This is a genomic window from Pseudomonas sp. ASL4, assembly GCF_056680395.1.
The window spans coordinates 905,125-926,494 of sequence record NZ_CM155280.1; the positions used below are offsets into that span (position 1 = coordinate 905,125).

Annotated in this window: 15 protein-coding genes; 14 read left to right on the plus strand and 1 reads right to left on the minus strand. The window is 57.2% G+C overall.

Annotated elements, in window-relative coordinates:
• Nucleotides 1-10: 10 nt before the first annotated feature.
• The 11 genes from tssM to AC1MEW_RS03980 all read left to right on the plus strand — a co-directional run bounded on the left by tssM (nucleotide 11) and on the right by AC1MEW_RS03980 (nucleotide 15,250).
• Nucleotides 11-3,550 (plus strand): type VI secretion system membrane subunit TssM, encoded by a 3,540-nt coding sequence (tssM, locus tag AC1MEW_RS03930; protein WP_480425455.1) that lies wholly within the window; start codon nucleotides 11-13, stop codon nucleotides 3,548-3,550.
• Nucleotides 3,550-4,278, plus strand: coding sequence for a PP2C family protein-serine/threonine phosphatase (locus tag AC1MEW_RS03935; RefSeq protein WP_201198987.1), 729 nt, complete (start codon nucleotides 3,550-3,552; stop codon nucleotides 4,276-4,278). The genes tssM and AC1MEW_RS03935 overlap by 1 nt, the downstream gene beginning before the upstream one ends.
• Entirely contained in the window at nucleotides 4,275-5,276 is a 1,002-nt protein-coding gene (locus AC1MEW_RS03940) for a serine/threonine-protein kinase (protein ID WP_480425457.1), read from the plus strand. Before AC1MEW_RS03935 ends, AC1MEW_RS03940 begins: the two co-directional genes overlap by 4 nt.
• Nucleotides 5,277-5,304: 28 nt before the next feature.
• Nucleotides 5,305-7,377, plus strand: a complete 2,073-nt coding sequence (locus AC1MEW_RS03945; RefSeq protein ID WP_480425458.1) for a type VI secretion system Vgr family protein — start codon at nucleotides 5,305-5,307, stop codon at nucleotides 7,375-7,377.
• An 11-nt stretch (nucleotides 7,378-7,388) separates the two neighbouring features.
• Entirely contained in the window at nucleotides 7,389-8,195 is an 807-nt protein-coding gene (gene tla1, locus AC1MEW_RS03950) for a toxin Tle1 chaperone Tla1 (RefSeq protein WP_201255086.1), read from the plus strand.
• On the plus strand, nucleotides 8,195-8,752 hold the full coding sequence (gene tli1a / locus AC1MEW_RS03955; protein ID WP_480425460.1) for a Tli1a family immunity protein: 558 nt from the start codon (nucleotides 8,195-8,197) through the stop codon (nucleotides 8,750-8,752). Before tla1 ends, tli1a (AC1MEW_RS03955) begins: the two co-directional genes overlap by 1 nt.
• 220 nt (nucleotides 8,753-8,972) lie before the next feature.
• Nucleotides 8,973-9,518: a Tli1a family immunity protein gene (tli1a, locus tag AC1MEW_RS03960; RefSeq protein ID WP_480427179.1), complete on the plus strand. Its 546-nt coding sequence runs from the start codon at nucleotides 8,973-8,975 to the stop codon at nucleotides 9,516-9,518.
• Nucleotides 9,519-9,740: 222 nt separating this feature from the next.
• A complete protein-coding gene (gene tli1a, locus AC1MEW_RS03965) occupies nucleotides 9,741-10,295 on the plus strand; it encodes a Tli1a family immunity protein (RefSeq protein ID WP_149659463.1) in 555 nt (184 codons plus the stop codon).
• On the plus strand, nucleotides 10,280-12,889 hold the full coding sequence (locus AC1MEW_RS03970; RefSeq protein ID WP_480425461.1) for a T6SS phospholipase effector Tle1-like catalytic domain-containing protein: 2,610 nt from the start codon (nucleotides 10,280-10,282) through the stop codon (nucleotides 12,887-12,889). The genes tli1a (AC1MEW_RS03965) and AC1MEW_RS03970 overlap by 16 nt, the downstream gene beginning before the upstream one ends.
• 143 nt (nucleotides 12,890-13,032) lie before the next feature.
• Entirely contained in the window at nucleotides 13,033-13,779 is a 747-nt protein-coding gene (locus tag AC1MEW_RS03975; protein ID WP_480425463.1) for a hypothetical protein, read from the plus strand.
• A 64-nt stretch (nucleotides 13,780-13,843) separates the two neighbouring features.
• On the plus strand, nucleotides 13,844-15,250 hold the full coding sequence (locus AC1MEW_RS03980) for a tetratricopeptide repeat protein (RefSeq protein ID WP_480425465.1): 1,407 nt from the start codon (nucleotides 13,844-13,846) through the stop codon (nucleotides 15,248-15,250).
• Nucleotides 15,251-15,329: 79 nt separating this feature from the next.
• On the opposite strand, the gene AC1MEW_RS03985 is transcribed toward AC1MEW_RS03980, so the two are convergent.
• Complete coding sequence (locus AC1MEW_RS03985; protein WP_201255095.1) at nucleotides 15,330-15,719, minus strand: DUF6124 family protein; 390 nt, start codon at nucleotides 15,717-15,719, stop codon at nucleotides 15,330-15,332.
• Between the two features lie 393 nt (nucleotides 15,720-16,112).
• Here AC1MEW_RS03985 and AC1MEW_RS03990 point away from each other — a divergent pair, with 393 nt between their 5' ends.
• The 3 genes from AC1MEW_RS03990 (at nucleotide 16,113) to AC1MEW_RS04000 (ending at nucleotide 21,344) form a co-directional block, all read left to right on the plus strand.
• Nucleotides 16,113-17,384, plus strand: coding sequence for a hypothetical protein (locus AC1MEW_RS03990; RefSeq protein ID WP_480427182.1), 1,272 nt, complete (start codon nucleotides 16,113-16,115; stop codon nucleotides 17,382-17,384).
• Between the two features lie 108 nt (nucleotides 17,385-17,492).
• Complete coding sequence (locus AC1MEW_RS03995) at nucleotides 17,493-18,899, plus strand: TIGR01777 family oxidoreductase (RefSeq protein WP_480425467.1); 1,407 nt, start codon at nucleotides 17,493-17,495, stop codon at nucleotides 18,897-18,899.
• A gap of 9 nt (nucleotides 18,900-18,908) precedes the next feature.
• On the plus strand, nucleotides 18,909-21,344 hold the full coding sequence (locus tag AC1MEW_RS04000) for a PEP-utilizing enzyme (RefSeq protein ID WP_480425469.1): 2,436 nt from the start codon (nucleotides 18,909-18,911) through the stop codon (nucleotides 21,342-21,344).
• The last annotated feature ends 26 nt before the right edge of the window (nucleotides 21,345-21,370 follow it).

The following is a 21,370-nucleotide window of genomic DNA, read 5'->3' on the forward strand; positions in this document are numbered from 1 at the left end:
GGGACGTGTGATGAAAAAGTTTTTCAAGAAAGTCGGCGCATTCTTGCGCAAGACCTGGGTCTGGACCCTGCTGGTGGTGCTGTTCGTCGCGCTGCTGGTGTGGTTCGTCGGGCCGCTGCTGGCCGTCGATGACTACAAGTTCTGGGAAGGTTCGACCTCCCGCCTGCTGACCATCAGTGTGCTGTTCCTGATCTGGGGCCTGACCATGGTCTTCGTCAGCTGGCGCGCCGGTGTGCGTAAAAAGGCTGTCGAAGACACCGAAGACGGCCAGGATCGTATCCGCCGTGAAGAGCTGATCGACGAAGAGCAGAAAGAGTTGAAAGTGCGTTTCAAAGACGCGCTGAAAACCCTCAAGACCTCGAGCCTGTATCGCGGTCGCAGCGAGCGCTGGCGCAGTGATTTGCCTTGGTACTTGCTGATCGGTCCACAGGGCAGCGGCAAGACCAGTTTGCTGGACTTCTCGGGCCTTGAGTTTCCGATCAACAAGATCGACCGCAAACTGACCCGTGACACCCTCGGCACCCGTCATTGCGACTGGTACTTCGCCGACCACGGCGTGTTGATCGACACCGCTGGCCGTTACCTGACCCAGCCGGATGCCGAAGTCGATGGCAGCGCCTGGAGCACCTTGCTCGACCTGCTGCGCAAGCGTCGTCGTAACCGTCCGTTGAACGGCGTGCTGGTAACCATTCCAGTGGAAACCCTGCTCGGTGGCAGCGAGCAAGACCTCGACACCCTCGCGCGTCAGGTCCGTGCCCGCTTGCAGGACGTGCATCAAAAGCTGCACGTCGACGTGCCGATTTACCTGGTATTGAGCAAGGCTGATCGCCTGCTCGGGTTCGACGAGTTCTTCGATCAACTGACCCGCGAAGAAAGCGATCAGGTACTCGGCACCAGCTTCCGCAAAGAGCAGAGCGGCACCGACGTCGCCGTCCTGCGCGCCGAGTTCGAAGAGCTGCTGCGTCGCCTGAACAGCCAAGTGATCATGCGCATGCACCAGGAGCGCGACACCCAGCGCCGTGGCCGCATCCTCGACTTCCCGCATCAACTGGGGCAGATCGGCGAGCGCCTGTGCCTGTTCGTCGACATGGCGTTCACCGGCAACCGCTACCAGCGTGTCAGCCAGTTGCGCGGTTTCTACCTGACCAGCGCACCGCACCTGACTCAAGAGATGGACCAGACCACCGCCGGCATCGGCGCCAATCTGGGCATGAACGCCGGCATGCTGCCAACCCTGCGCAGCGGCCGTTCGCGTTTCATCCACCATTTGCTCAGCCGCGTAATTTTCCCGGAGGCCGATCTGGCCGGTCTGGACAAGCGCGAACGCAGCCGCATCCACTGGGGCCAGCGTGCCTTGTACGTGGGCGCATTGGCGGCACTGGGCCTGTTCGGTCTGCTGTGGGCGGGCGGTTTCTCTGCCAACTATGAGCGTCTGGAAAACCTGCGTTCCCTGGCTCAAAACTGGACCCAATCGCGCTCGGCATTGACCGCCCGTGATGATTCCATGGGCGTGCTCAAGACCCTCGACACCAGCTACGCGGCGACCCTGGTCTTCCCGAAAAAAGGTGACGTGGGTTACCACGAGCGCGGCGGTCTGTACCAGGGCGAAGACACCAACCCGGTGGTCAAGGCTGCCTACGAGCGTGAGCTCGAAGCGCAACTGTTGCCACGGGTCGCGACGCTGCTGGAAGGGCAGATCCGCGCCAACATGCAGGACCGCGAACGCTTGCTCAACAGCCTGCGTGCGTACCTGATGCTGAACATGAAGGATCGCCGCGATGCGGGTTGGCTCAAGGATTGGGTTGCCACCGAGTGGTCCCAGCGCTACGCCGGCAACACCGCCGTGCAGAATGGCTTGAACACCCACTTCGAGCGTTTGCTCCAGCAGCCGTTTGTCTACCCGCTGAATGATCAACTGGTGGCCCAGGCACGTCAGGTCTTGCGTAGCGAGTCCCTGGCCAACGTGGTTTACCGGATGCTCCGTGAGCAGGCCCGCAACCTGCCGGACTATCGTTTGAGCCAACACCTGGGCCCACAGGGTTCGCTGTTTGTCGGCACCGATTACGTGATCCCGGGGTTCTACACCCAACAGGGTTATCAGCAGTACTTCTCGGTCCAGGGCGCTACGCTGGTCAGCGATATCCTGCGTGACAACTGGGTACTGGGCGAAGGCTCGGGCATCAGCGGCATGGACTTGCGTCGCCTGATGGTCGAACTGGAGCAACTGTACTTCCGCGACTACGCCAACTTCTGGAGCGAAGCCGTGGGCCAGGTTGCATTGCCGGCGATCAGCGACTTCAGCGAAGGCGCCGAGCAACTGGCGGGCCTGACTTCGGCCAACTCCCCCGTGCTGCAACTGCTGGTGGAAGTGCGCGAGAACACCCGGTTCCCGGCAGACGCCGAACCGGCTGATCAAGCGGCTGATGCTGCTGGCGCACTGGCCGACCAGAAAGGCAAGTTGGGCAAACTCGGCAAACTGGCGGCGGCTGCCGCGGACAAAGCGTCGGACATGGCCGCAGCCAAGAACCTGCCGGACACCGCGAAGAAATCCCTGCAACGTCGCTTCGAACCGCTGCACCGTTTGCTGGATGACAACAACGGCCCGGCCGCTGACCTGACCCCGGCACTGACCGCGCTCAACGACCTGCAATTGCAAGTCGCGAGCCTGGCCCGCGCCAGTTCGCCGGAACAAGCGGCGTTCGAAATGGCCAAGACCCGCATGGGCGGCCAGCGTGATGCGCTGAGCAACCTGCGCAATGCGTCCAACCGCTTGCCGCGTCCGGTCAGTGTCTGGTTCAACGTGTTGGCCGAAGACACCTGGCGTCTGGTGCTCAACGATTCCTACGCGTACTTGAACCAGCGCTACCAGAGCGAGCTGTACGGCTTCTATGGCAAGGCGATCAACAAGCGTTATCCGTTCAGCGCCCACAGCACCAGTGACGTGGCAATCAGCGACTTCCGCGAGTTCTTCAAGGCCCAGGGTATCGTCGATCGCTTCTTCGACACCTACATGCGTCCATTCGTCAGCGGCGATCCGGGTAACTACCGCATGCGCAGCGTCGACGGTCACAGCCTGCCGATCTCCAAGGTTTACCTCGACCAAATGGCCGCGGCACAAACCATTCGCCAGAGCTTCTTCGCCGAGAACCCGGCCGAGCCGCAAGTGCAGTTCAAACTCGAGCCGTACACCCTCGACCCGGCCGTCAGCCGTTCCGAGTTCAAGTTTGGCGACAAGACCATTGAATACCGTCACGGCCCGATCGTGCCGGTGTCCTTTAAATGGCCGACCGATGCTGAAGACGGTCGTACCAGCCTGGTCCTCGACAAAATGGCTGGCCGCCCAATCGGTATCGAAAAGAACACCGGCCCATGGTCGCTGTTCCGTCTGTTCGACCTGATGCAGACCGAGTACCTGAGCGGTCGCGACGTGCTGGTGCTCAAGGCTGACGTGGGTGGCCTGCGCGCCAACTACTTGCTGTCGAGCCAACGCACGCCGAACCCGTTCGACATGGGCGTGCTGCGCACCTTCCGTATGCCGGTGCAACTCTGATGCTGGTTGCCAGTCCCTGGCGCAGCGCTGCGCGTACCGATCCGGGCAAGGTTCGGGCGCGCAACGAAGATGCCTTTCTCGACTCTCCACAGCAGGGGCTGTGGGTGGTCGCGGACGGCATGGGCGGTCATCAGGGTGGCGACATCGCCAGCCAGTTGATCGTCGCCAGCCTGGCGGAATTGCCGGTGCAGGACGACTTCGACGAACGACTCAAAGGCATTCGCCAGTGCTTGCACTGGATCAATCGCCGCTTGGGTCAGGAGTTGACCGTCACTGCCGGGCGCCACGACAGCATCATGGGCAGCACCGTGGTGGCGCTGCTGGTAGAAGGCAGTCGCGCGGCCTGCATCTGGGCCGGCGACAGCCGTTGCTACCTGTGGCGTGGCCAGCGGTTGTATCAGCTGTCCAAGGATCATTCGCTGCAACAGCAACTGATCGACGAGCAAAACATGAGCGTCGAAGACGCCCGCGCCCATCCTTCGGCCCATGCCTTGACCCGTGCGGTCGGGGCAGCCGATGTGCTGACGCTGGACGTGCTCGAACTCGAGGTTTACCCCGGCGATACGTTCCTGTTGTGCAGCGACGGTTTGTACCAAGGGCTCAGCAGCGATGCCTTGGGCAACGCCCTGAGCCTGACCGCGCCGCACGTTGCGCTGGAGCGTCTGTTCGACGGCGCTCTGCGTGGCTCGGCACGGGACAACCTGACTGCCGTGGTAATTCGCCAATGACTGAACTCATGCCACCGCTCGACGACCTGCTGGTGAGCGAAGAGCAGGACAACAACCTGACCTACTTTGCGTTCGCCAAGCCCAATCAGGCTTCACCTGCGCTGGCGCCGACCCGGGCCAGCGTCGGCGAATTGCCCGACGTGCTCGCAGGCCGTTACCGCATCGAGCGCCTGCTCGGTGCCGGTGGCATGGGCGCGGTTTACCGTGCCCGGGACCTGCTGAACGAACAGTTCGGCGATCCCGACCCTTACATTGCGCTGAAAATCCTCAGCGAAGAATTTGCCGAATCGCCGGACGCCAGTGCCTTGCTCTACAGCGAGTTCGCCCTGACCCGACGCCTGCGCCACGACAACGTGCTGCGCTTTCACACCTTTGAAGTCGACACCGACTGCCAGCGCGCCTTCATCACCATGGAACTCATGCGTGGGCTGACCCTGGACAAATTACTCTGCGAGCGGCCCCAAGGCATGCCGTGGAAAGAACTGCGCGACATCGCGCTGCCGCTGCTCGACGCGCTGGCCTACGCCCACGCTCGCGGCGTGCTGCACGGTGACATGAAACCGAGCAACGTCATGCTCAGCGAAGAAGGCGTGCGCCTGTTCGACTTCGGCCTCGGCCAGGCAGAAGAGGGCATCTTGCCCGGCCTGCCGCACTTGAGCCGCAGCCGCTTCAACGCCTGGACCCCCGGCTACGCCGCCCCGGAATTGCTCGAAGGCCTGCCGCTGACCGCCAGCGCCGACGTCTACGGCGTGGCGTGCGTGCTCTACGAATTGGCCGGTGGCAAACACCCGTTCCGTCGCTTGCCCTCGACCCAGGCCCGGGACGAGCACCTGGAGCGCGAGCTGCACGCCCCCAAGAATCTACCGAAACACTGCTGGCCAGCCCTGCGCGCAGCGCTGACCTTCAACGCGGCGGATCGCACGATCAGCGCTGCCCAATTGCGTGACGCCATGGGCGCCACTTCGTCTTTGCTGCAACGCCTGCGACTGCGGGCGTAACGGATGACTACCGAACAGGGAGCTAGCCATGTTCAACCCCGCTAACGAAACGCACTTCAGCCTCACCGTTGAAGACTACGTGGGCGACCTGCAAGTGCTGGCGTTCACCGGCACCGAAGGCATCAGCCAGCCGTACCGCTTTGACCTGGAACTGGTCAGCGAAAACCCGGACCTGGACCTGGAAAAACTCCTGCACAAACAGGCGTTCCTCGCGCTCGACCCACAGGGCAGCGGCGTCCACGGCCAGATCTACCGCGTCGCCCAAGGCGATGCCGGCAAACGCCTGACCCGCTACAAAATCTCCCTGGTGCCGCAACTGCAATACCTGCATCACCGCACCAACCAACGCATCTACCAGCAGATGTCGGCACCGAAAATCATCGCGCTGATCCTCGACGAACACGGCATCAAGGGCAACGCGTACAAATTCCAGTTGAGCGTGCCGTGCCCGGACCGCGATTACTGCGTGCAGTACGACGAAACCGACCTGCATTTCGTCCAGCGCCTGTGTGAAGAAGAAGGCATTCACTACCACTTCCAGCACACGCCCAAAGGGCATTTGCTGGTGTTCGGCGACGACCAGACCGTGTTCCCGAAACTCGGCCAGCCGACCGCTTATGTGCAAGGCAGCGGCTTGGTTGCGGATGAACCGGTGATCAAGGGCTTCAAACTACGCCTGGAAACCCGCACCGGCCGCACGACCCGCCGAGACTACGACTTCGAAAAACCACGCCTGCAACTCGAAGCGGCATATAAGCCCGATGGCGAAAGCACCGAACCGGACCTGGAAGACTACGACTACCCCGGCCGCTTCATCGACCGCGCGCGCGGCAAATTCCTCAGCCAACGCGCGCTCGAACGCCACCGCGCCGACTACCAGCAAGCCGAAGGCTGGGGCGACCAGACCACGCTCAACAGCGGCCACTTCCTGGAAATCTCCGACCACCCGCGCACCGAGTGGAACGACCTCTGGCTGCTCACCGAAATCTTCCACGAAGGCAAACAACCCCAAGTCCTCGAAGAGTCAGTGACCAGCGACACCACCGACAACAAAGACGACTTCCACCAGGGCTACCGCAACCGCTTCCTCGCCACGCCATGGAACGTGTTCTACCGCCCAGCCCTCGAACACCCGAAACCCCGCGTCCTCGGCAGCCAAACCGCCATGGTCACCGGCCCCAAAGGTGAAGAAATCCACTGCGACCAGTACGGCCGCATCAAAGTCCAATTCCACTGGGACCGCGAAGGCCTGGCCGATGACAAAACCAGCTGCTGGATGCGCGTCTCCAGCTCTTGGGCCGGCGACCGCTACGGTGCCATCGCCATCCCGCGCATCGGCATGGAAGTTCTCGTCACCTTCCTCGAAGGCGACCCCGACCAACCGCTGGTAACCGGTTGCCTGTACCACAAGGAAAACCAGGTTCCCTACGAGCTGCCGGCCAACAAAACCCGCACGGTTTTCAAAACCCTCAGCTCACCGGGTGGCGGCGGGTACAACGAACTGCGGATCGAAGACAAGAAAGGTGCGGAACAGATCTTCATCCATGCCCAACGGGATTGGGATGAAAACATTGAGCACGACCAGAAGATCCGCGTCGGCAATGAACGCCACGACACGGTGGAGAAGAACACCTACACCGAGCTGAAGGCTGAAGAACATCGCACCACGATTGCGGATCGCAAGACTGAGACGCGGATGGATGACCACCTGACGATTGGGCAGAACCAGCATGTGAAGCTGGGGACTGCGCAACTGACGAGTGTGGGGAAAGAGATACATCTGAAGGCTGGGGCGAAGATTGTTATTGAGGCTGGGATGGAGCTTACGGTTAAGGCCGGGGGGAGCTTTATCAAGCTGGATGCGGGTGGCATAACCGTTGTTGGGCCGGTGATCAAGATTAATGCGGGTGGGTCGGCGGGATCGGGCACGGGGATTGGGATTAAGCCTCCCGTTTTGCCGGGCGCCGCCGACGCCGACATCGCTGGCGACGTGCCGCCCCAAGCAATCGGCAATGCACCGACACCGATGCCGCCACCGCCAGTCTGCAAGGAATGCCTGGCCCGGGCCAAACGAAACGCCCAGGCCTTGGCCGCGCGATAAAGGACGAATTCATGACCACAAGCAACCTGCACTGGCTCGACGAGTTATGGGTCAACGCCCAGCAACTGCAACACCAGCACCTCGACCTGCTGATCGACGCCACCAGCCTCGACTACCCGCTGCTGCAAGAACTGGCAGAGCAAACCGACGCGCCACAACTGGCCAAACTGTTCGAGAACACCCCGGAAGTCGCCATCGCCGACTTCGGCCCGTTGCTGCTGCGCGTAGAAACGTCCCAGCGGCCCTGGCTGAAAACCTTTATCAACGCCGTCGATTGCAACAAACACGTCGTTGCCCTGTTCAGCCCTTGGGCCTTCGACGAGTTGGCTAATCACCTGCGCAGCTTTCTCCAAGCCCAATGGAATCAGGGCCGCTCGGAGGGTGTGTTGCGGTACTACGACCCCCGCATGCTACTGCCGGTCGCTGAAACCTTCACGCCCGCACAAAGCAACGCGTTCCACGCTGCCGCGATTTCCTGGCACTGGCTCGACCGCGACCAACGCCCGCAAAGCCTGCCCGGCAACTACGTCCGCCACGTCGCCGCCCCACCCAGCGCCCCAGTCATGTTCGACCACCCACAAGTCGCCAACCTGCTCGCCTGGACCGAAGCCGACGCCTACCGCATCGACCACTGCGCCATCCCGCAGCACTATGGTTTAAGCCGTAATGAGAGCCTTATTCGTCATCTGTATCGCAGCCAATTGGCGGCGAATCAGAAGGGATTGAAAGAGCCGGAAGAGCGGGAGCCGTTTATTGATCAATGGCTGGTGGAGAACTCGGCGTTTGTGATTGATGAGCCGGTTAGGGCGTTGATTTGATGAGTGGGTTGGCGGGGGTTGCAGGGGAGGCGGTGTCTTCCTGGCTGGTCCGTGGGTTGATTTTAATGAGTGTAATGACGGTGGCGGGGTGCCAGGCGCGGCCGGAAATTTTGGGTGCGCCGGTGAGCGGATACAACCACACCTCCGCGGCCATAAATTGGTTCAGTGTTAATGGCGCAGCTGGGCCAAATATTGGGCCTTTTCAGGGGGGGCTCAGCTCTCAGGTGTGCTGCACCATTATCCCTGTAGTTTGGAATCCGAGGTTAAGAGCGGTTGTGAAGTGGGAGAAAGATCCTTTTCCAAGTGAAAATATCCAGCGTGATCAATACGGTCAGATTGTTATGGAGGCCTATAAACGCCATGCCGCGAAATATTCAACGCATGAGGCGGTCGTCGAAATTCCTCAATACACAGACGAGGTGTGTGCGGTACAGGTCCATTTTTTGCCGTGTGATCAGGTAAGAATTTCCACTACCTGCTACACCCCAGCGCATCGGAATTATCCCGATCATGCCTACTTCAAAATAAAGGAGTCGACGAGATGTTCGATTCTTTAAACGACAGCGTGCGGCAGATAGAAGGAATGGGAGAATTTCCCTTGCGGGAAAATTTGTCTATATGCAAGCAGCATCAAACCCGGTTCTCCGGGCATTCAAGTAGCTACCCGAAAAACATGGAGGGGTCGAAGATATGTCCATACCTATAAGTATCGTAATCAAGGCGAAAATTTTTGCGGTGTTGATACTTGGAATTTTTCGCCAAGGGCGACGATTGTCTATGATTTCTGGCAGTAAATATTCGCGTTGCATCCGTGCATTTATATTGCCTGTCAGTTTGCTGACGGTAGGTGCATGCCAAGCTGAGTCGAAGATGCTGTCTGCGCCTGTGACTGGTTACAACCACACGTCAGCTTCCATTACCCGCTTCACTATAAATGGGGCCGGGGGGCCAAATTTGGGCGCCAACCAAGGTGGCGGCGCCGAAGTATGTTGTGGCGTGGTCCCTCGGGTATGGACCCCAGATCTCAAGGCCATTGTTGAATGGCAAAAAGACCCAGATCCGTATGCTTACGGTAAATGGAAGGAAAAACCCTTCTCAGATGCTTGGAACTTACGTATGGAGGAGCACAAGCGCCTACTCACGAGGCATAGGGTAGTCGTTACTATTCCTCAATACGGAGAGAAAATTTGCGCTTTGCAAGTTCACTTTTTTCCTTGCGATCAAGTAAGGGTGTCCACGACTTGTTATACCCCCGGCCATCAGAATTATCCCGACAAGGCGTATTTTCAGACTCAGGAGTCGACGACATGTTCGGAAATTTAGAGAGGCTCGTGAACCTGATGGCGACAAAAAAATGTGATTTTTATCTCTCGGGCAAATATTTACATTCTCAGGCAGCATCAACCCGGTTCTCCGGGCATTTAAGTATTACCCGATGAATATGGAGGGATCGAAGGTATGTCAAATCTAATAGGGAAAGTTGTCAGCAGGTATTTTGGAATGTCATTTCCATTCGTCAGATCATTACTGAGGCCAGATATGCCTATGAAGGCTCTATCCCGTTCTGGAAGAGCGTTTAGATCACGCTTTATACGCGCGATTTTATTGCTGGCTGGCATATTAACCATGACTGCCTGCCAGGCGCAGTCAAAAATGCTCCCTACATCGGTTACTGGCTATAACCATACTTCCGCCGCTATTAATAGATTTACCGTCAATGGCGCTGGAGGACCGAACATAGGCCCGCATCAAGGTGGAGGAAGCGAAGTTTGTTGTGGTGTAATACCAAGGGTATGGACACCTGGATTAAGAGCCATTGTTGAGTGGGAGGCAGACCCTAATTCAAATTCGTCAACCAAATGGCCTCCTCTTGGTACGGATGCTTTTCGTGCAGAGTTAAAAAAACACGCAGCTCAATATACGCATCACACGGTGACTGTCGATATTCCAAAATACGAAGTTGCAGGCTCTTTGAAGGTGCATTTTCTTCCATGTGATCAAGTTCGCGTTTCAGCTGACAACATTAAGCGCGGAGATCCTGCCTATCCTTATAACTTTCCAATGATTATGGAGGAGCCGAAGGTATGTCCAAACAAATAGGCGCAGAGATTAAACCTCGTCCAGCCTCTGCATTGGTGCCACCAGTGTTTCCTGGACAAGGACGTTTGCCTACAGATCCAAATCAGGTTTCGGAAAATATACGTAAACAAAAGGCGGATGAGACACACTTTACAAACCAACAACGAAAACAGCTCCAGTCTATGGGCAATATTCAAAGCGGTCCGCCATGCAGTAAGGCTTTGCATATAACAATTGCGTTTGATGGAACCAACAATAATGACGCAGCTGACAGCTCTTCGAGTCCATCCTCGTGTAGCAATATAGCTCGTATATTTCATGCGAGTTTAGGTTCAGATCCTACAACCCAAACAGGGTACTATCGTTACTATAGTCCAGGGGTGGGGACAACATTTCCTGAGATCAATGAAGTTGTACCAGACTCATTCGGCCTGATCGGCGCAAATGGTGGTGAGAATCGAATAAATTGGGGGTTAACCCGACTGATTGCGGCCCTAAAGGATGCTATTCCGGAGCAAAATCCGCTTTCGCCAGATCAAACGCTAGAGTTGGTGGAGGGCATGGCGACTTCTTGGTTAGGTACTGTCATGACGGCAGGGCTGATGGAAAATGGAGAGAAAAAGCGCGAAGCAGTTATGCGGCCGCATATCCAAGATCTAGAAAAAGAGCTTAAGAAGTTCAATGAGGCAGACCAAAAACCTCGAATCCTAGCGATGCGTTTGTATGTATATGGATTTTCCCGTGGGGCTGCTCAGGCGCGTACTTTTGCTAACTGGCTTCAAACGTTGACGCGTTGCCAAGGCGAGAGTGGCGTCATGGAATACCGCTTTGCGGGCTTGCCGTTGTCTATAGAGTTTCTTGGTCTCTGCGACACCGTTGCTGCAGTTGGTCTGGCTGATAGTGCGCCATTCGCTGCTGGGCATATGGGGTGGGCTGACGACACCATGCGGTTGCCTGAAGACCTGATGATCACCGCGAGTCTGGACACAACAGTTCCCGAAGATCGTCACTTTTTAAAGCGCTGCGTGCATTTGGTCTCGGCTCATGAGCAGCGCGCCAGTTTTCCTCTGGACTCTATACGCCGCAGGCCAAAAAAAATTGATGGTCAGCGGGATACAGAAGCGCCGTCCGGCTATCGTGATAATACCGTCGAGTATTTTTATCCTGGCGTGCACTCGGACGTAGGAGGCGGGTATTCACCGAAAGACCAAGGCAAAGCAGTCGCAGGCACCGACGAATTGTTGTCCCAGATTCCTCTGCATCATCTCTACGCTGAAGCGTTCAAGGCCGGTGCTCCGTTGCAAGTCCCCAAAGAAGCCCTTCTGCCCGATCACGAGGTGTGGCGTGCTATGGAGAAATCCGTCTTAGGCGAATTCGATTTCAGCGCTGACTTGGTTCGACGCTTCAACGCTTGGCAAGCGCAAGCCAAAGGAGGTGCTTTAGAGGAGGTAATGAAGCAGGAGCATGTGCTAATTACCGCATGGAGAATCGACCGTTATGCCGGTGGCGTAGAAAAGCAACCATTCTTTCAACGCTCTTCCTCTGACATGCCAAAAGCCAAAATTGATGCTTGGGAAGCGATACAGGCACGCAGAGATGCCAAGACTTCTGCTGCTGCTGAGGGTAAGCCTGAGCCGACTTATACAGAGGCTGAGGAAAAGGAAAACCAACTGAATATACAAATTGTCGGCGGCCAAGAAAAAGTCGACAAAATGCGTTGGGAGAAAAAATTTGAGCCTCCTCTAGATCATCGTCAGTTGAGTGGAGCAGCGGGGGAGTTCCGGCACGACTACCTGAAAGAGTGGGGCGTGGTAGATGATTCAATCACTATTGGTGGCGTAGCCGACATGCTTCTAGGCGGTACTGTGTTCCTTATAAATGAGGAGGACGAAGCCGAGGAATACGCATACCTACATGATGAAGGCACAAAGCGATACGAGAAAATGTTTATCGCTCCGAATAAGCCTAGACCCGGTCAGGAAGATCTAGTGGCACTGTTCGATAATCAGGTTCATGACTCCCGTGCATGGTTTATGAACCATTCCGCTATCGGCCCGCGAGAGCCTTTTACGGACTATTTCCGTATTCGACTGGTTCATTTCGATAACGAATCTAATAAGCAACTATCACTATTGGTTACTGCTGGACGAGTAATCGGAGTCGGTATTGCCTTGGCTAGCGTAGGCCTGAGCATTAAGAGGAAAGACCCTCGCATGTTGCTGGGGCTGTTCCTGCCGTCCTTGGCGAGGCCAGTACTCAGCGGCAAAGTGGGTCTTCCGGAAATCAGCGCCTTCGACCCGCTTACCGGTATTGCACTACCGATGCTCACTAACCTGGATTCGTTGAGGTCGTTCACTAAAGAACCGGGCGACATGGTGGCTAAAGTCGCCGCATTACCAGCGCTCAAACCGCTGACCGGGGCCAACGCCAACACCCCGGCCCTTCAGAAAATCCTAGTGGCTCATCAAGCCGTCGAAGCCGCCCGCAAGAAAGACGCTGGCGCTTTGGCAAGTTTGGTGGCCAACGCGGCTAACGATGAGGACAAACCCGGTGGTTGGTTGGACATGGTTGCCGATCAGGCTGGTAACTTGAAGTCGTCTGAAAAGAACGTGTAACTGCAAACGCTGAAGGCGGCTCTTGATGAGCCGTCCTTCGCGTTTGTGTATTCAGATTTCTGCACCAGATCGAGCGGCCAATGAGAGACGATACTGTTGGTTTTCAGAAAGGGGACAGATTTATTTAGGTGGGGAGAGCAAGAGTGAAAAGAACCTGTCTATTACTCGCATCAATCGTCTCATACATGACAGCTACACCCGTTTTCGCCTCCGAGGTTGATCGCATTGGCACAGTCGTAAAGGTAGGTAACGACCCAGGCGATTCATCCCTTGCTTCTGGAAAGTCGGTCGCTTCAATCTCTCAGGGAGATTGCAAATATTCCTTGGCCCTGCTTGAACATCAACACGTACAGTTTCATTCCCCTGATGTTGTGTTTCTTGAGTCCAAGGTCATTCCGAAGGTTGAGCACTGGCCGCGTCTTGCACAGGCAGAAATGTCTGCGGGGTATGACTGGAGTTTTGAAGAGAACAGTAATTTCAAATCAAAATGGTTTGGGTTGATGTGTGAGAGTGCAGAGAATTTTGGCTCGCTTCGTTCGGATCAAAATAAAAGCGCTGATGACGATAGTCCGGAGCTTCAGTTTGTTAAAGAGGCGAACGACCTTAAATGCCCCGCGACTCTTACAAAGAAAGGGTGGGTGCCAAATGCTAACGCAGGAAGTTCGGAAAATTATGTTTTTCACGAGCTAATGGGTGATAACTGGTCTGGCTTTATATTCGGTTTCAAGAATGAGCTTGTGGGCAGTATGGGGCGTATTAATTTTTGTTTGGTTCACGATGGGGATGTTTTGCTGGGTTCAGCTATAAATAGTTCTAAGCCATCATGGATTAACGAAAAAGCCTTTGAGGAAATTGAATCAACGTTGAAGGCTGTAACTTTCGTGCCGTGATCGCTGCGTTCGGGGGGCGGGTTATATTTTTATTGTGAGGCTTCACGATGATTTGGGGCGTTAAATGATAAGCGTAAAGTCGATCGCGCTATTGGCTTTTCTGGCTTTAGCTGCTGGGCATGTTTGGGCAGATGCTGGAAAGCTTGGCTGCGATCCTGATTCTAATGTTTGTACTGTTGCTTCTGTTGATAATTACTGTGGCTCAGGGGAAGTAGCTAAAACCAGATGGGATATGCGTTCTGATCAGTATGTGCTCAGTTGCGAATGCAACTGTACATCGCAGGAGAATTCATTTTGGCTTATGAATAAGCCCGATCATTTTTCGGTCGCCCTGGTTGAAGCGAGTAAAGTGTTAACTGCTGCAGAGTTCGATAAGAATAAGACGGGGGTATCAGATATTTTTGGGTTGGTGCCGTATTGTTCAACTTCGCAGGCATCTCAAGGGGCGCTATTGATATTAAACAAAATACCCAGTCCCGATGGCGCCCCTCAACCTTATTGTTACGTGTTGGCTGATTCAAGCGTGCCAGATTTTTGCGACACGGCTGACTGTAAAACAAAAAAAGAACTCGTTCAGCGAATTGATTTAGGTATTAGAACTGAAGCGTTGAGCGAGTTCAAAAAAGCCACCGCTCGGCTATATCTTGATGAAACGCATTTTCGTGAATTCCCCAAGCGCTCATTTGTCGAGCGTTACATAGCGCGCAATGCTTACTCTAAGGTGGATCAGCAGTTTTACAATGATATTGCTTACTACTGGCAACAAGCCGGATTTAATGACGATGCTATCTGGTTGCTTGAAATAGTGATCTCTAACAATCCGGAGCGTGCGGTTGCCTATCTCAATTTGGCGGACGCTTATTGGGGCCGAAATGAACAGCGCGTTGCGTCGGGGTATTACAAAACATACTCGGAATTAATGGTGTTGTTGGGCAAGCAACAAAAAATTCCGGAGCGCGTTAGAGAGCGAAGCAAGGGGTTGGAGGAGGTGCCCGCTAACGCCGCGCCTTCCAATCTGAAAATAGAACCCACATTGCCCCCCGCTATGATTGCCGCCATTGAAGAGGAAAATCATATGTCGGCGCACGAACTTCGTCTGATACCAAAAGGTTCGGTGAGTTGGGAGGGGAGTGTTATTGGGGCTATGGCGTTTGAGGATTCGATAGGCAATTGTTCGATTTTTACCTATCAGGGCGGTGTTTTGGGTGAGATGTTTTTGAATGCGCCGTGCAAGTTTAAAGGCCCGCCAAAGCTGAAATCCGACAGGAAAACGGCGCTGCCAGATGTAGTGTTCGCTTTGGAGGTTTACCTGCCCAACCGTGGCGCGATGGTGAATCACATCGTGGCTTTATATTTCGATACGGAGAAAAACGCCTTTTGTTCGAGCGATTCGCTTGCTGAATGGTATCTGTCCGACGGTAAAAACATGGCGCCAGATCTTCAGGACAGAAGGTGTGCTACGGCATCTTGATCAATGGGTCGCGCTTATTAAGCGGCGATGTGAGTTTGGCTCAGCAGGAAGGGGACATTACGTCCCCTTCCTATTCCTACTACACCTTAGCCCGATGCTCCCCCGGATTCGGCGAGTCAATATGATCCAGCGCTCGCTCCACCAATAACCGCACTCCATCCGCCAATCGGCTCAGCGCCAATGCGACGGAGCGTCGTGGGCCGTCGATGTCGTCGGCCAGGTTGGCGGCGATGGTGCTGATGGACAGCAAGTCTTCGGACGCGTTGGCCAGGAGGGCTTCGGTGTCGATGTCGGGGGAGACGCTGAACAGCGCGCCTTTGCGGGGTTTGGGTTTGGTTTTCGCCTCGGGGTTGGGGCCGAGGTGATAGTCGAGGGCGCGTTCGGCGGCTTCGTGGAGTTTTCTGGAATCGAGGGATTCGTAGGGGGATGTGGATAAGTCGTCGGGTGGATTAGGTGTTGGTTTGATCATTTAGTAATACCGATTTAATGAGCTAGCACCATTTCGCTCGCACTTCGAAAAGGTGGTGGCAGCTGTGTATAGGTGTGCAAGACCGGAATCGGTAGACCGGCAGACCCGAAGGTCTCCCACACACAGCCGCCATAACAATTCGCGAGCATAAGAAAACGCTCAATGAATAGCCATAACCGATTGTGTACCAATTCCGGACTTGCACGTCCGAGTCACCGATTTTGCGATGACGAGAAGAGGTTATCGGTGAACGCAAACGACGCCTAGTTCACGAACACCCCCACGTATCGAAGGAAATCTCCGATGGTTTTGCAGGCATTGTCAGCGGATGATCCGACACTTTTAAACACAATCACCACACCGCTTTAAACAAGGGCTTTTCGAGTGATCGACATGGATTGTTTTGTGAACAAAAACCGCGCAGCACTGATGGCCGCTTTCCTATTCAGCCTGTTCCTGGCCATGCCGCAGGCGGACGCTGCCGATCAACCGTGCCCCTTCGACATCCCTCCAACCGCCCTGAAAGTCGCAAGCTGCATGCAGCAAGGGAACGTAAACATCCTGAAACTCGTGCCCCGCAACCAACCTGAGTCCACCAACGAAATCGAAAACCTCCCCACCTTCATCGTCTCGGGCAAAAACCTGCCAGACGTTCTGGCGGTCGTCGGCATCAACGACGCGCAGCGCTATAACAGGCTGATCGCATTGCCTCACGGCGACGCCCTCATGGCGTTTTCAGACGCCGCGCCGACCGCAAAAGCGGCGATGAAACAACCGGGCTGGACGTTGTTGGAGATGAAAAACGCGATCTACCCTGGCCCTGGTGGTGCTGAAGGTTTCGGATTGATCTGCAACACGCTTCAGGCGCAAACAGCGCGGGGCTTTGTCGTCGTATCCCAGTGCAATACCTTCTCTAAAGAGGATCAATCGAGCCTGAAAAAAATCCTCTCGGCGATCACCTGCGTGCCCCCAAAAAGTGAAGCCTTTCCGGCACTGCAAACAGACTCGGGGGCTATCGTTTTCAACTACGTCAAATTGCCGGAAGGCGAATCCCAAGACCCCGACGACATGGCCATCGACGTCGATTTTGTGGATTGTGCCGACGGCTCCAAAAAGAACATCGCGGGGCTGCCGTTTTTGGCGGCCACGGGGACGGTCAAAGCCGCTTTCTTCGCAACGACCAAACCCGGTGCCGAGCCCGAGTTAATCATCGTCCACGCGGTCGGAATCAGAGCCGATACCGGCGTTAATTATTTGGGCGATTACTACACGGTTCACGCCTACGCCAACACACCCGCGGGTTACGTCAGGGATGAGCGACTGTCGAACTACTTCGGGAATGGCGGCGATATCGCCCGCGATGCCGAGTCGGAGGAGTTGGTCTACACCTTCCCCTATAAAACCGCCGAAGCCATCGTCGCCAAACTCAACTCCCCCGCCTATCAACACTGGTCCGCAGGGGACGAGGTGAAGCTCACGATCAACAAAAAGACCCCGATTTACAGTTCGCCGGTGCTGGCCGAGGTGACGAAGATGTACCTGATCAAGGGCGATTCAGTGTTGCAGGAAGGGGTTGAAGCCGGGTTTCTGAAAATCATGTTCAAAACGCCCAAGGGTAAAGCGATTCGCGGTTGGGTTAAGTGCGCTGATGCCGACGGTTGCTAGTCCAGGCCCCGGCCTGTATGGCTGAGGCAAAACGGGCTCGGGGATTAATCACTAAATCCCCCGTTTTCCTTTAGACTTGCGCCCCCACGGAAGCCCTCAGGACACGGAATGCCAGTCCCCGCAAACACCCGTCGCAAAGCCCTGGTCGCTTGGCTATACGCCATGGCCCTGGTGCATCTATTCGTCAGCATCGTCCTGACCTGGGCCGGCCATTCGGGCATGCTCGACGGCTACCTGCATACCCTCGACCACGCCTTCTGGGCCGCCGACACCTTGCCCGTCGCCGCCCGCGAGCAACAGCTCTGGTGGCTCGCCGTATTCGGCGCCACGCTGCAAAGTTATTCCCTCTACATGCTCGCCCTCGTGCACCTCGGCAATCGATTCAAAACCCCGATGGCGTGGGGCGGGTTGATCGCCGGCATCGTGCTTTGGGCACCGCAAGACCTGTGGTTTTCTCTGGACGCAAAGCTCTGGTTGAACCTGTGGATCGACGGCGTCGCGCTGCTGACGTTGCTGCCGCCGTTGTTCTGGCTCTATCGCCACGACCGTCGCGCAAACACTTCAAAAGACTTCCCCCGGCATCAAGGCTCACCGGCGAACCCGTTCGCGGGCGGCGCTTATAAGCGGGTGCTGGTCACCGGCGGCACCGGGTTTATCGGTGAGGCGTTGGTCAACCAATTGCTCGACGCCGGCCACACCGTCAGCGTTCTCGCTCGCGATCCGTTGAAAGCCGCAAACCTGTTTGATGGCCGCGCTCGGTGCGTGCGGTCACTGAGCAAACTCAGCCACGACGAAACCTTTGACGTGGTGATCAACCTCGCAGGCGCACCGGTCGCCGGGCCGCGTTGGAGTGCCACGCGGCAGGCGCAACTGCTCGCCAGTCGGGTCAACACCACCGAAGCGCTGATGACTTGGCTGAAGAGCGCCAGGCACACGCCAGGGCTGTGGGTGCAGGCTTCGGCCATCGGTTTTTACGGCGTCCGCGATGCCAGCGAAAGCCTGGATGAAGGCGCGAGCAAGGGCGGCGGTTTCATGGCTGAGTTGTGCGCCAAATGGGAAGCCGCCGCGCAACCAGCCACCGCGTTTGGCGTGCGTCAGGTGGTGCTGCGATTGGGCGTGGTGTTTGGTCCGGGCGGTGCGTTGTTGCCGTTGCTGATGCCGTTTCGCTTGGGGTTTGGCGGGCGCATGGGCGATGGTCGGCAGATCATGAGTTGGGTGCATCGCGATGATGTGATTCAAGTGATTGCTCGTTCGTTCGAGGATCGAAATCTGAGCGGCACTTACAACCTGGTGGCGCCGGATGCAATCAGTCAGGCTGCGTTCGCCGAGCATGCCGGCAAAGTCCTGAAACGCCCGGTGTGGTTCCACATTCCAGCGGCGCCGGTGCGGGCGCTGGCCGGGGAGATGGCGGAGCTGTTTTTCGACGGTCAACGGGTGGTGCCGAGCCGACTGACCGAGGCGGGCTACGCGTTCCGTTTCCCGACCCTCGACGCTGCCCTGCGCGATCTCGCCTGAGGACTGTCCATGAGCAAGCCGTTGATGTACCTGCTGGCCGGCAACGGCAGCGCCGCCGATTGGTGGGATGACGCGCTGCCGCACTTTCAGCGCTATCAGGTTGTGCCGCTGGAATTGCCGGGTTTCGGCGACAATCCACAGGCGCCGTGCGAAGACCTTGCGGCGTACGCGCAGGCGTTGCTGGCGATGACGGTGAAGGGCAGCGCGATCATGGCGGTCGGGGTCAATGCGTTGCTGGTGTTGCACGCGCTGCAACGTCAGCCAGGCCACTTTTGCCGTAGCGTGTTGTTGGCGCCGGTCGGGGCGTTTTTGTGGCAGCGACGGCTGCCGGCGTTGATGTCGCCGTTGCCGATTCGCAAGACCATTCATTGGTTGCTGTCGAACAAACCGGCGGTCTTCGCGCACAAATTCTCCAACCAGACGTGGACGCCCGCGCAGTATCAGCGCATGGGCGCCGGATACGCTCGTTGCCGCGCGTTTGTACCGCACTGGGACCTGGTGCGCGCCGACACGGCGTTACCGCTGCTGGAGTGGATCACCGACCCGGTTGAGCTGGTATGGGGCGATCAGGACAACGTGCTCGGCATCGCCCAGGCTGCCGCGTGGTCAGCGATTCTGGCCCGCGCCGATCTGACTATCTGCTTGAAAACCGGTTGGGGGCATTACCCGTGGATCGACTCGCCGGCCGAATTCGCCGCGTGGCTGGAGTCGGGCGAAAGCGGATTCGTCGCGCACACCAAGGGCGGTCGCTTGCGTCTGGCCGAGTTGGCCGGGCAAGCGGTGCCGCCGGCGCTGTCGCTCAACGATTGCGATGATTCACGCTTACCGGCGTTTCTCGCCAGCCAACCGGACGCCACGTGGGCGGTGCGCTCTTCCAGTTATGGCGAGGATCAAGCCGATGCGGCGAATGCCGGGTTGAGCACCACGTTCCTGCGCGAACCGACGTCCAACGTGGTGGCGCGTATTGTCGAGTTGAGCGCGGCGGGCGTAGAAGAAGTGGTGGTGCAACGCTTCATCACGCCGAAGGTGTCAGGGATCGCTTTTGTGCGGCATCTATCGGTCGAGTTGGAGTGGGTCGAAGGGCATCTCGAATCCCTGGCCGACGGTCAGATGAGTCCCGAGCGCGCGATCATTTCGCGCCTTGGTGAATCGTGGAGCAGCGACACGTTCAAGCCTTCCCACGGTCTGACGGCGGACCTGTTGTGGCGCTTTCTGCAAGGCGTGTTGCGGGTCTTCCACTACGTGCCCGGCGACGTCGAATGGGCCTGGGATGGCCAGCAACTCTGGCTGCTGCAATACCGGCCGATCAGCGACTACGGCTGGCACCGGCACCTGACCGCCGCCAACATCGCCGAGATTCTGCCGCCGCAACCGAGCGTGTTCGTGGAATATGCGCAACGACGTGCGGCGGCGAGTATTCCGGCGATCATGGCGCGTTGGGATTCGCGGGTGTTGCAGGACAATGAGCCGTTCACCGCGGTGTTTGGCGGTGCTTCGTACATCAACAATGATCTGTTTCTGGCGCGGCTGGCGGACTGGGGCATTTCTGCCAGCAGCTACGCCGGAGAAGTGGGTGGCGCGACACCGCATCTGCCTTGGCGACCGTTGCGTCTAGTACGTTCTCTGCCACTGTTTCTACGCATGCAACGTATCGCTCGCGGGCATTTGCTGACGCTGGAAAGGGGTTTGCAGCGCTTCGATCAGGAACTCTCCGAACTCATCGCCCAAAGTGCCGACGGCCAGCAACTGGCGGACTGGTTCACCCGGTTTTATGTGTTCGTGGTGCAGGGCAATCTGTGCATCGCCACGGCGTTGGCCAGCAGCGGCGGCGACCTGTTTGGCCGCCCGCCAACTGCGTATGACAACCTCGAAAACAGTCCGCATCGACTGCCGTGGGAAACCGATCCAGGCACACCGCGCCCGGCCTCGACCGACCTGCCGCTGCAAGCCTTCCCGCAATGGCCCGCGCTGATCCGCGTCGCCCATTCAACCAGCCTGTCGGGCCTGCGCGGCTACTACCTGCAAGTGCGCGAGTGGTACCGCGACAACCTGATGCGGATCTTCTTCCGCCTCCATCACGCCATGCCGATGGCCGACCGGGCGCACTGGTTCGCACCGCATCCGGACATTCGAACCCGCGACGGCAGCTTCTGGCAGGACGGCCGCGAAGGTACGGAACAAGCAACCGGGTTCATGATTTATCCGGGGCAGGTGCAGGGGATTTTGGGTGGAGACATTTTGCTCGAAGACACGCTGGACCCTGGGCGGCATGCGCACTATCAGGCCGCGCGGGCGGTGATTGCGCGAATGGGTGGGCGGTTGTCTCATGGTTCTACTTTGCTGCGGGAGTTGCGCAAGCCTTCGGCGGTGTTGCCTCAGGTGGATGTGGGGTGGGTGGGGCGTGAGGTGTTGTATCGGGATGGGGAGTTGGTGTTGGTGACGTAGGGCGGGATTTTGGGGTGGTGGTTATT

Coding starts and splice junctions, on each gene's coding strand:
- tssM (WP_480425455.1), top strand. CDS start 11: ATGAAAAAGTTTTTCAAGAAAGTCGGCGCATTCTTGCGCAAGACCTGG.
- AC1MEW_RS03935 (WP_201198987.1), top strand. CDS start 3,550: ATGCTGGTTGCCAGTCCCTGGCGCAGCGCTGCGCGTACCGATCCGGGC.
- AC1MEW_RS03940 (WP_480425457.1), top strand. CDS start 4,275: ATGACTGAACTCATGCCACCGCTCGACGACCTGCTGGTGAGCGAAGAG.
- AC1MEW_RS03945 (WP_480425458.1), top strand. CDS start 5,305: ATGTTCAACCCCGCTAACGAAACGCACTTCAGCCTCACCGTTGAAGAC.
- tla1 (WP_201255086.1), top strand. CDS start 7,389: ATGACCACAAGCAACCTGCACTGGCTCGACGAGTTATGGGTCAACGCC.
- tli1a (WP_480425460.1), top strand. CDS start 8,195: ATGAGTGGGTTGGCGGGGGTTGCAGGGGAGGCGGTGTCTTCCTGGCTG.
- tli1a (WP_480427179.1), top strand. CDS start 8,973: ATGATTTCTGGCAGTAAATATTCGCGTTGCATCCGTGCATTTATATTG.
- tli1a (WP_149659463.1), top strand. CDS start 9,741: ATGAAGGCTCTATCCCGTTCTGGAAGAGCGTTTAGATCACGCTTTATA.
- AC1MEW_RS03970 (WP_480425461.1), top strand. CDS start 10,280: ATGTCCAAACAAATAGGCGCAGAGATTAAACCTCGTCCAGCCTCTGCA.
- AC1MEW_RS03980 (WP_480425465.1), top strand. CDS start 13,844: ATGATAAGCGTAAAGTCGATCGCGCTATTGGCTTTTCTGGCTTTAGCT.
- AC1MEW_RS03985 (WP_201255095.1), bottom strand. CDS start 15,719: ATGATCAAACCAACACCTAATCCACCCGACGACTTATCCACATCCCCC.
- AC1MEW_RS03990 (WP_480427182.1), top strand. CDS start 16,113: ATGGATTGTTTTGTGAACAAAAACCGCGCAGCACTGATGGCCGCTTTC.
- AC1MEW_RS03995 (WP_480425467.1), top strand. CDS start 17,493: ATGCCAGTCCCCGCAAACACCCGTCGCAAAGCCCTGGTCGCTTGGCTA.
- AC1MEW_RS04000 (WP_480425469.1), top strand. CDS start 18,909: ATGAGCAAGCCGTTGATGTACCTGCTGGCCGGCAACGGCAGCGCCGCC.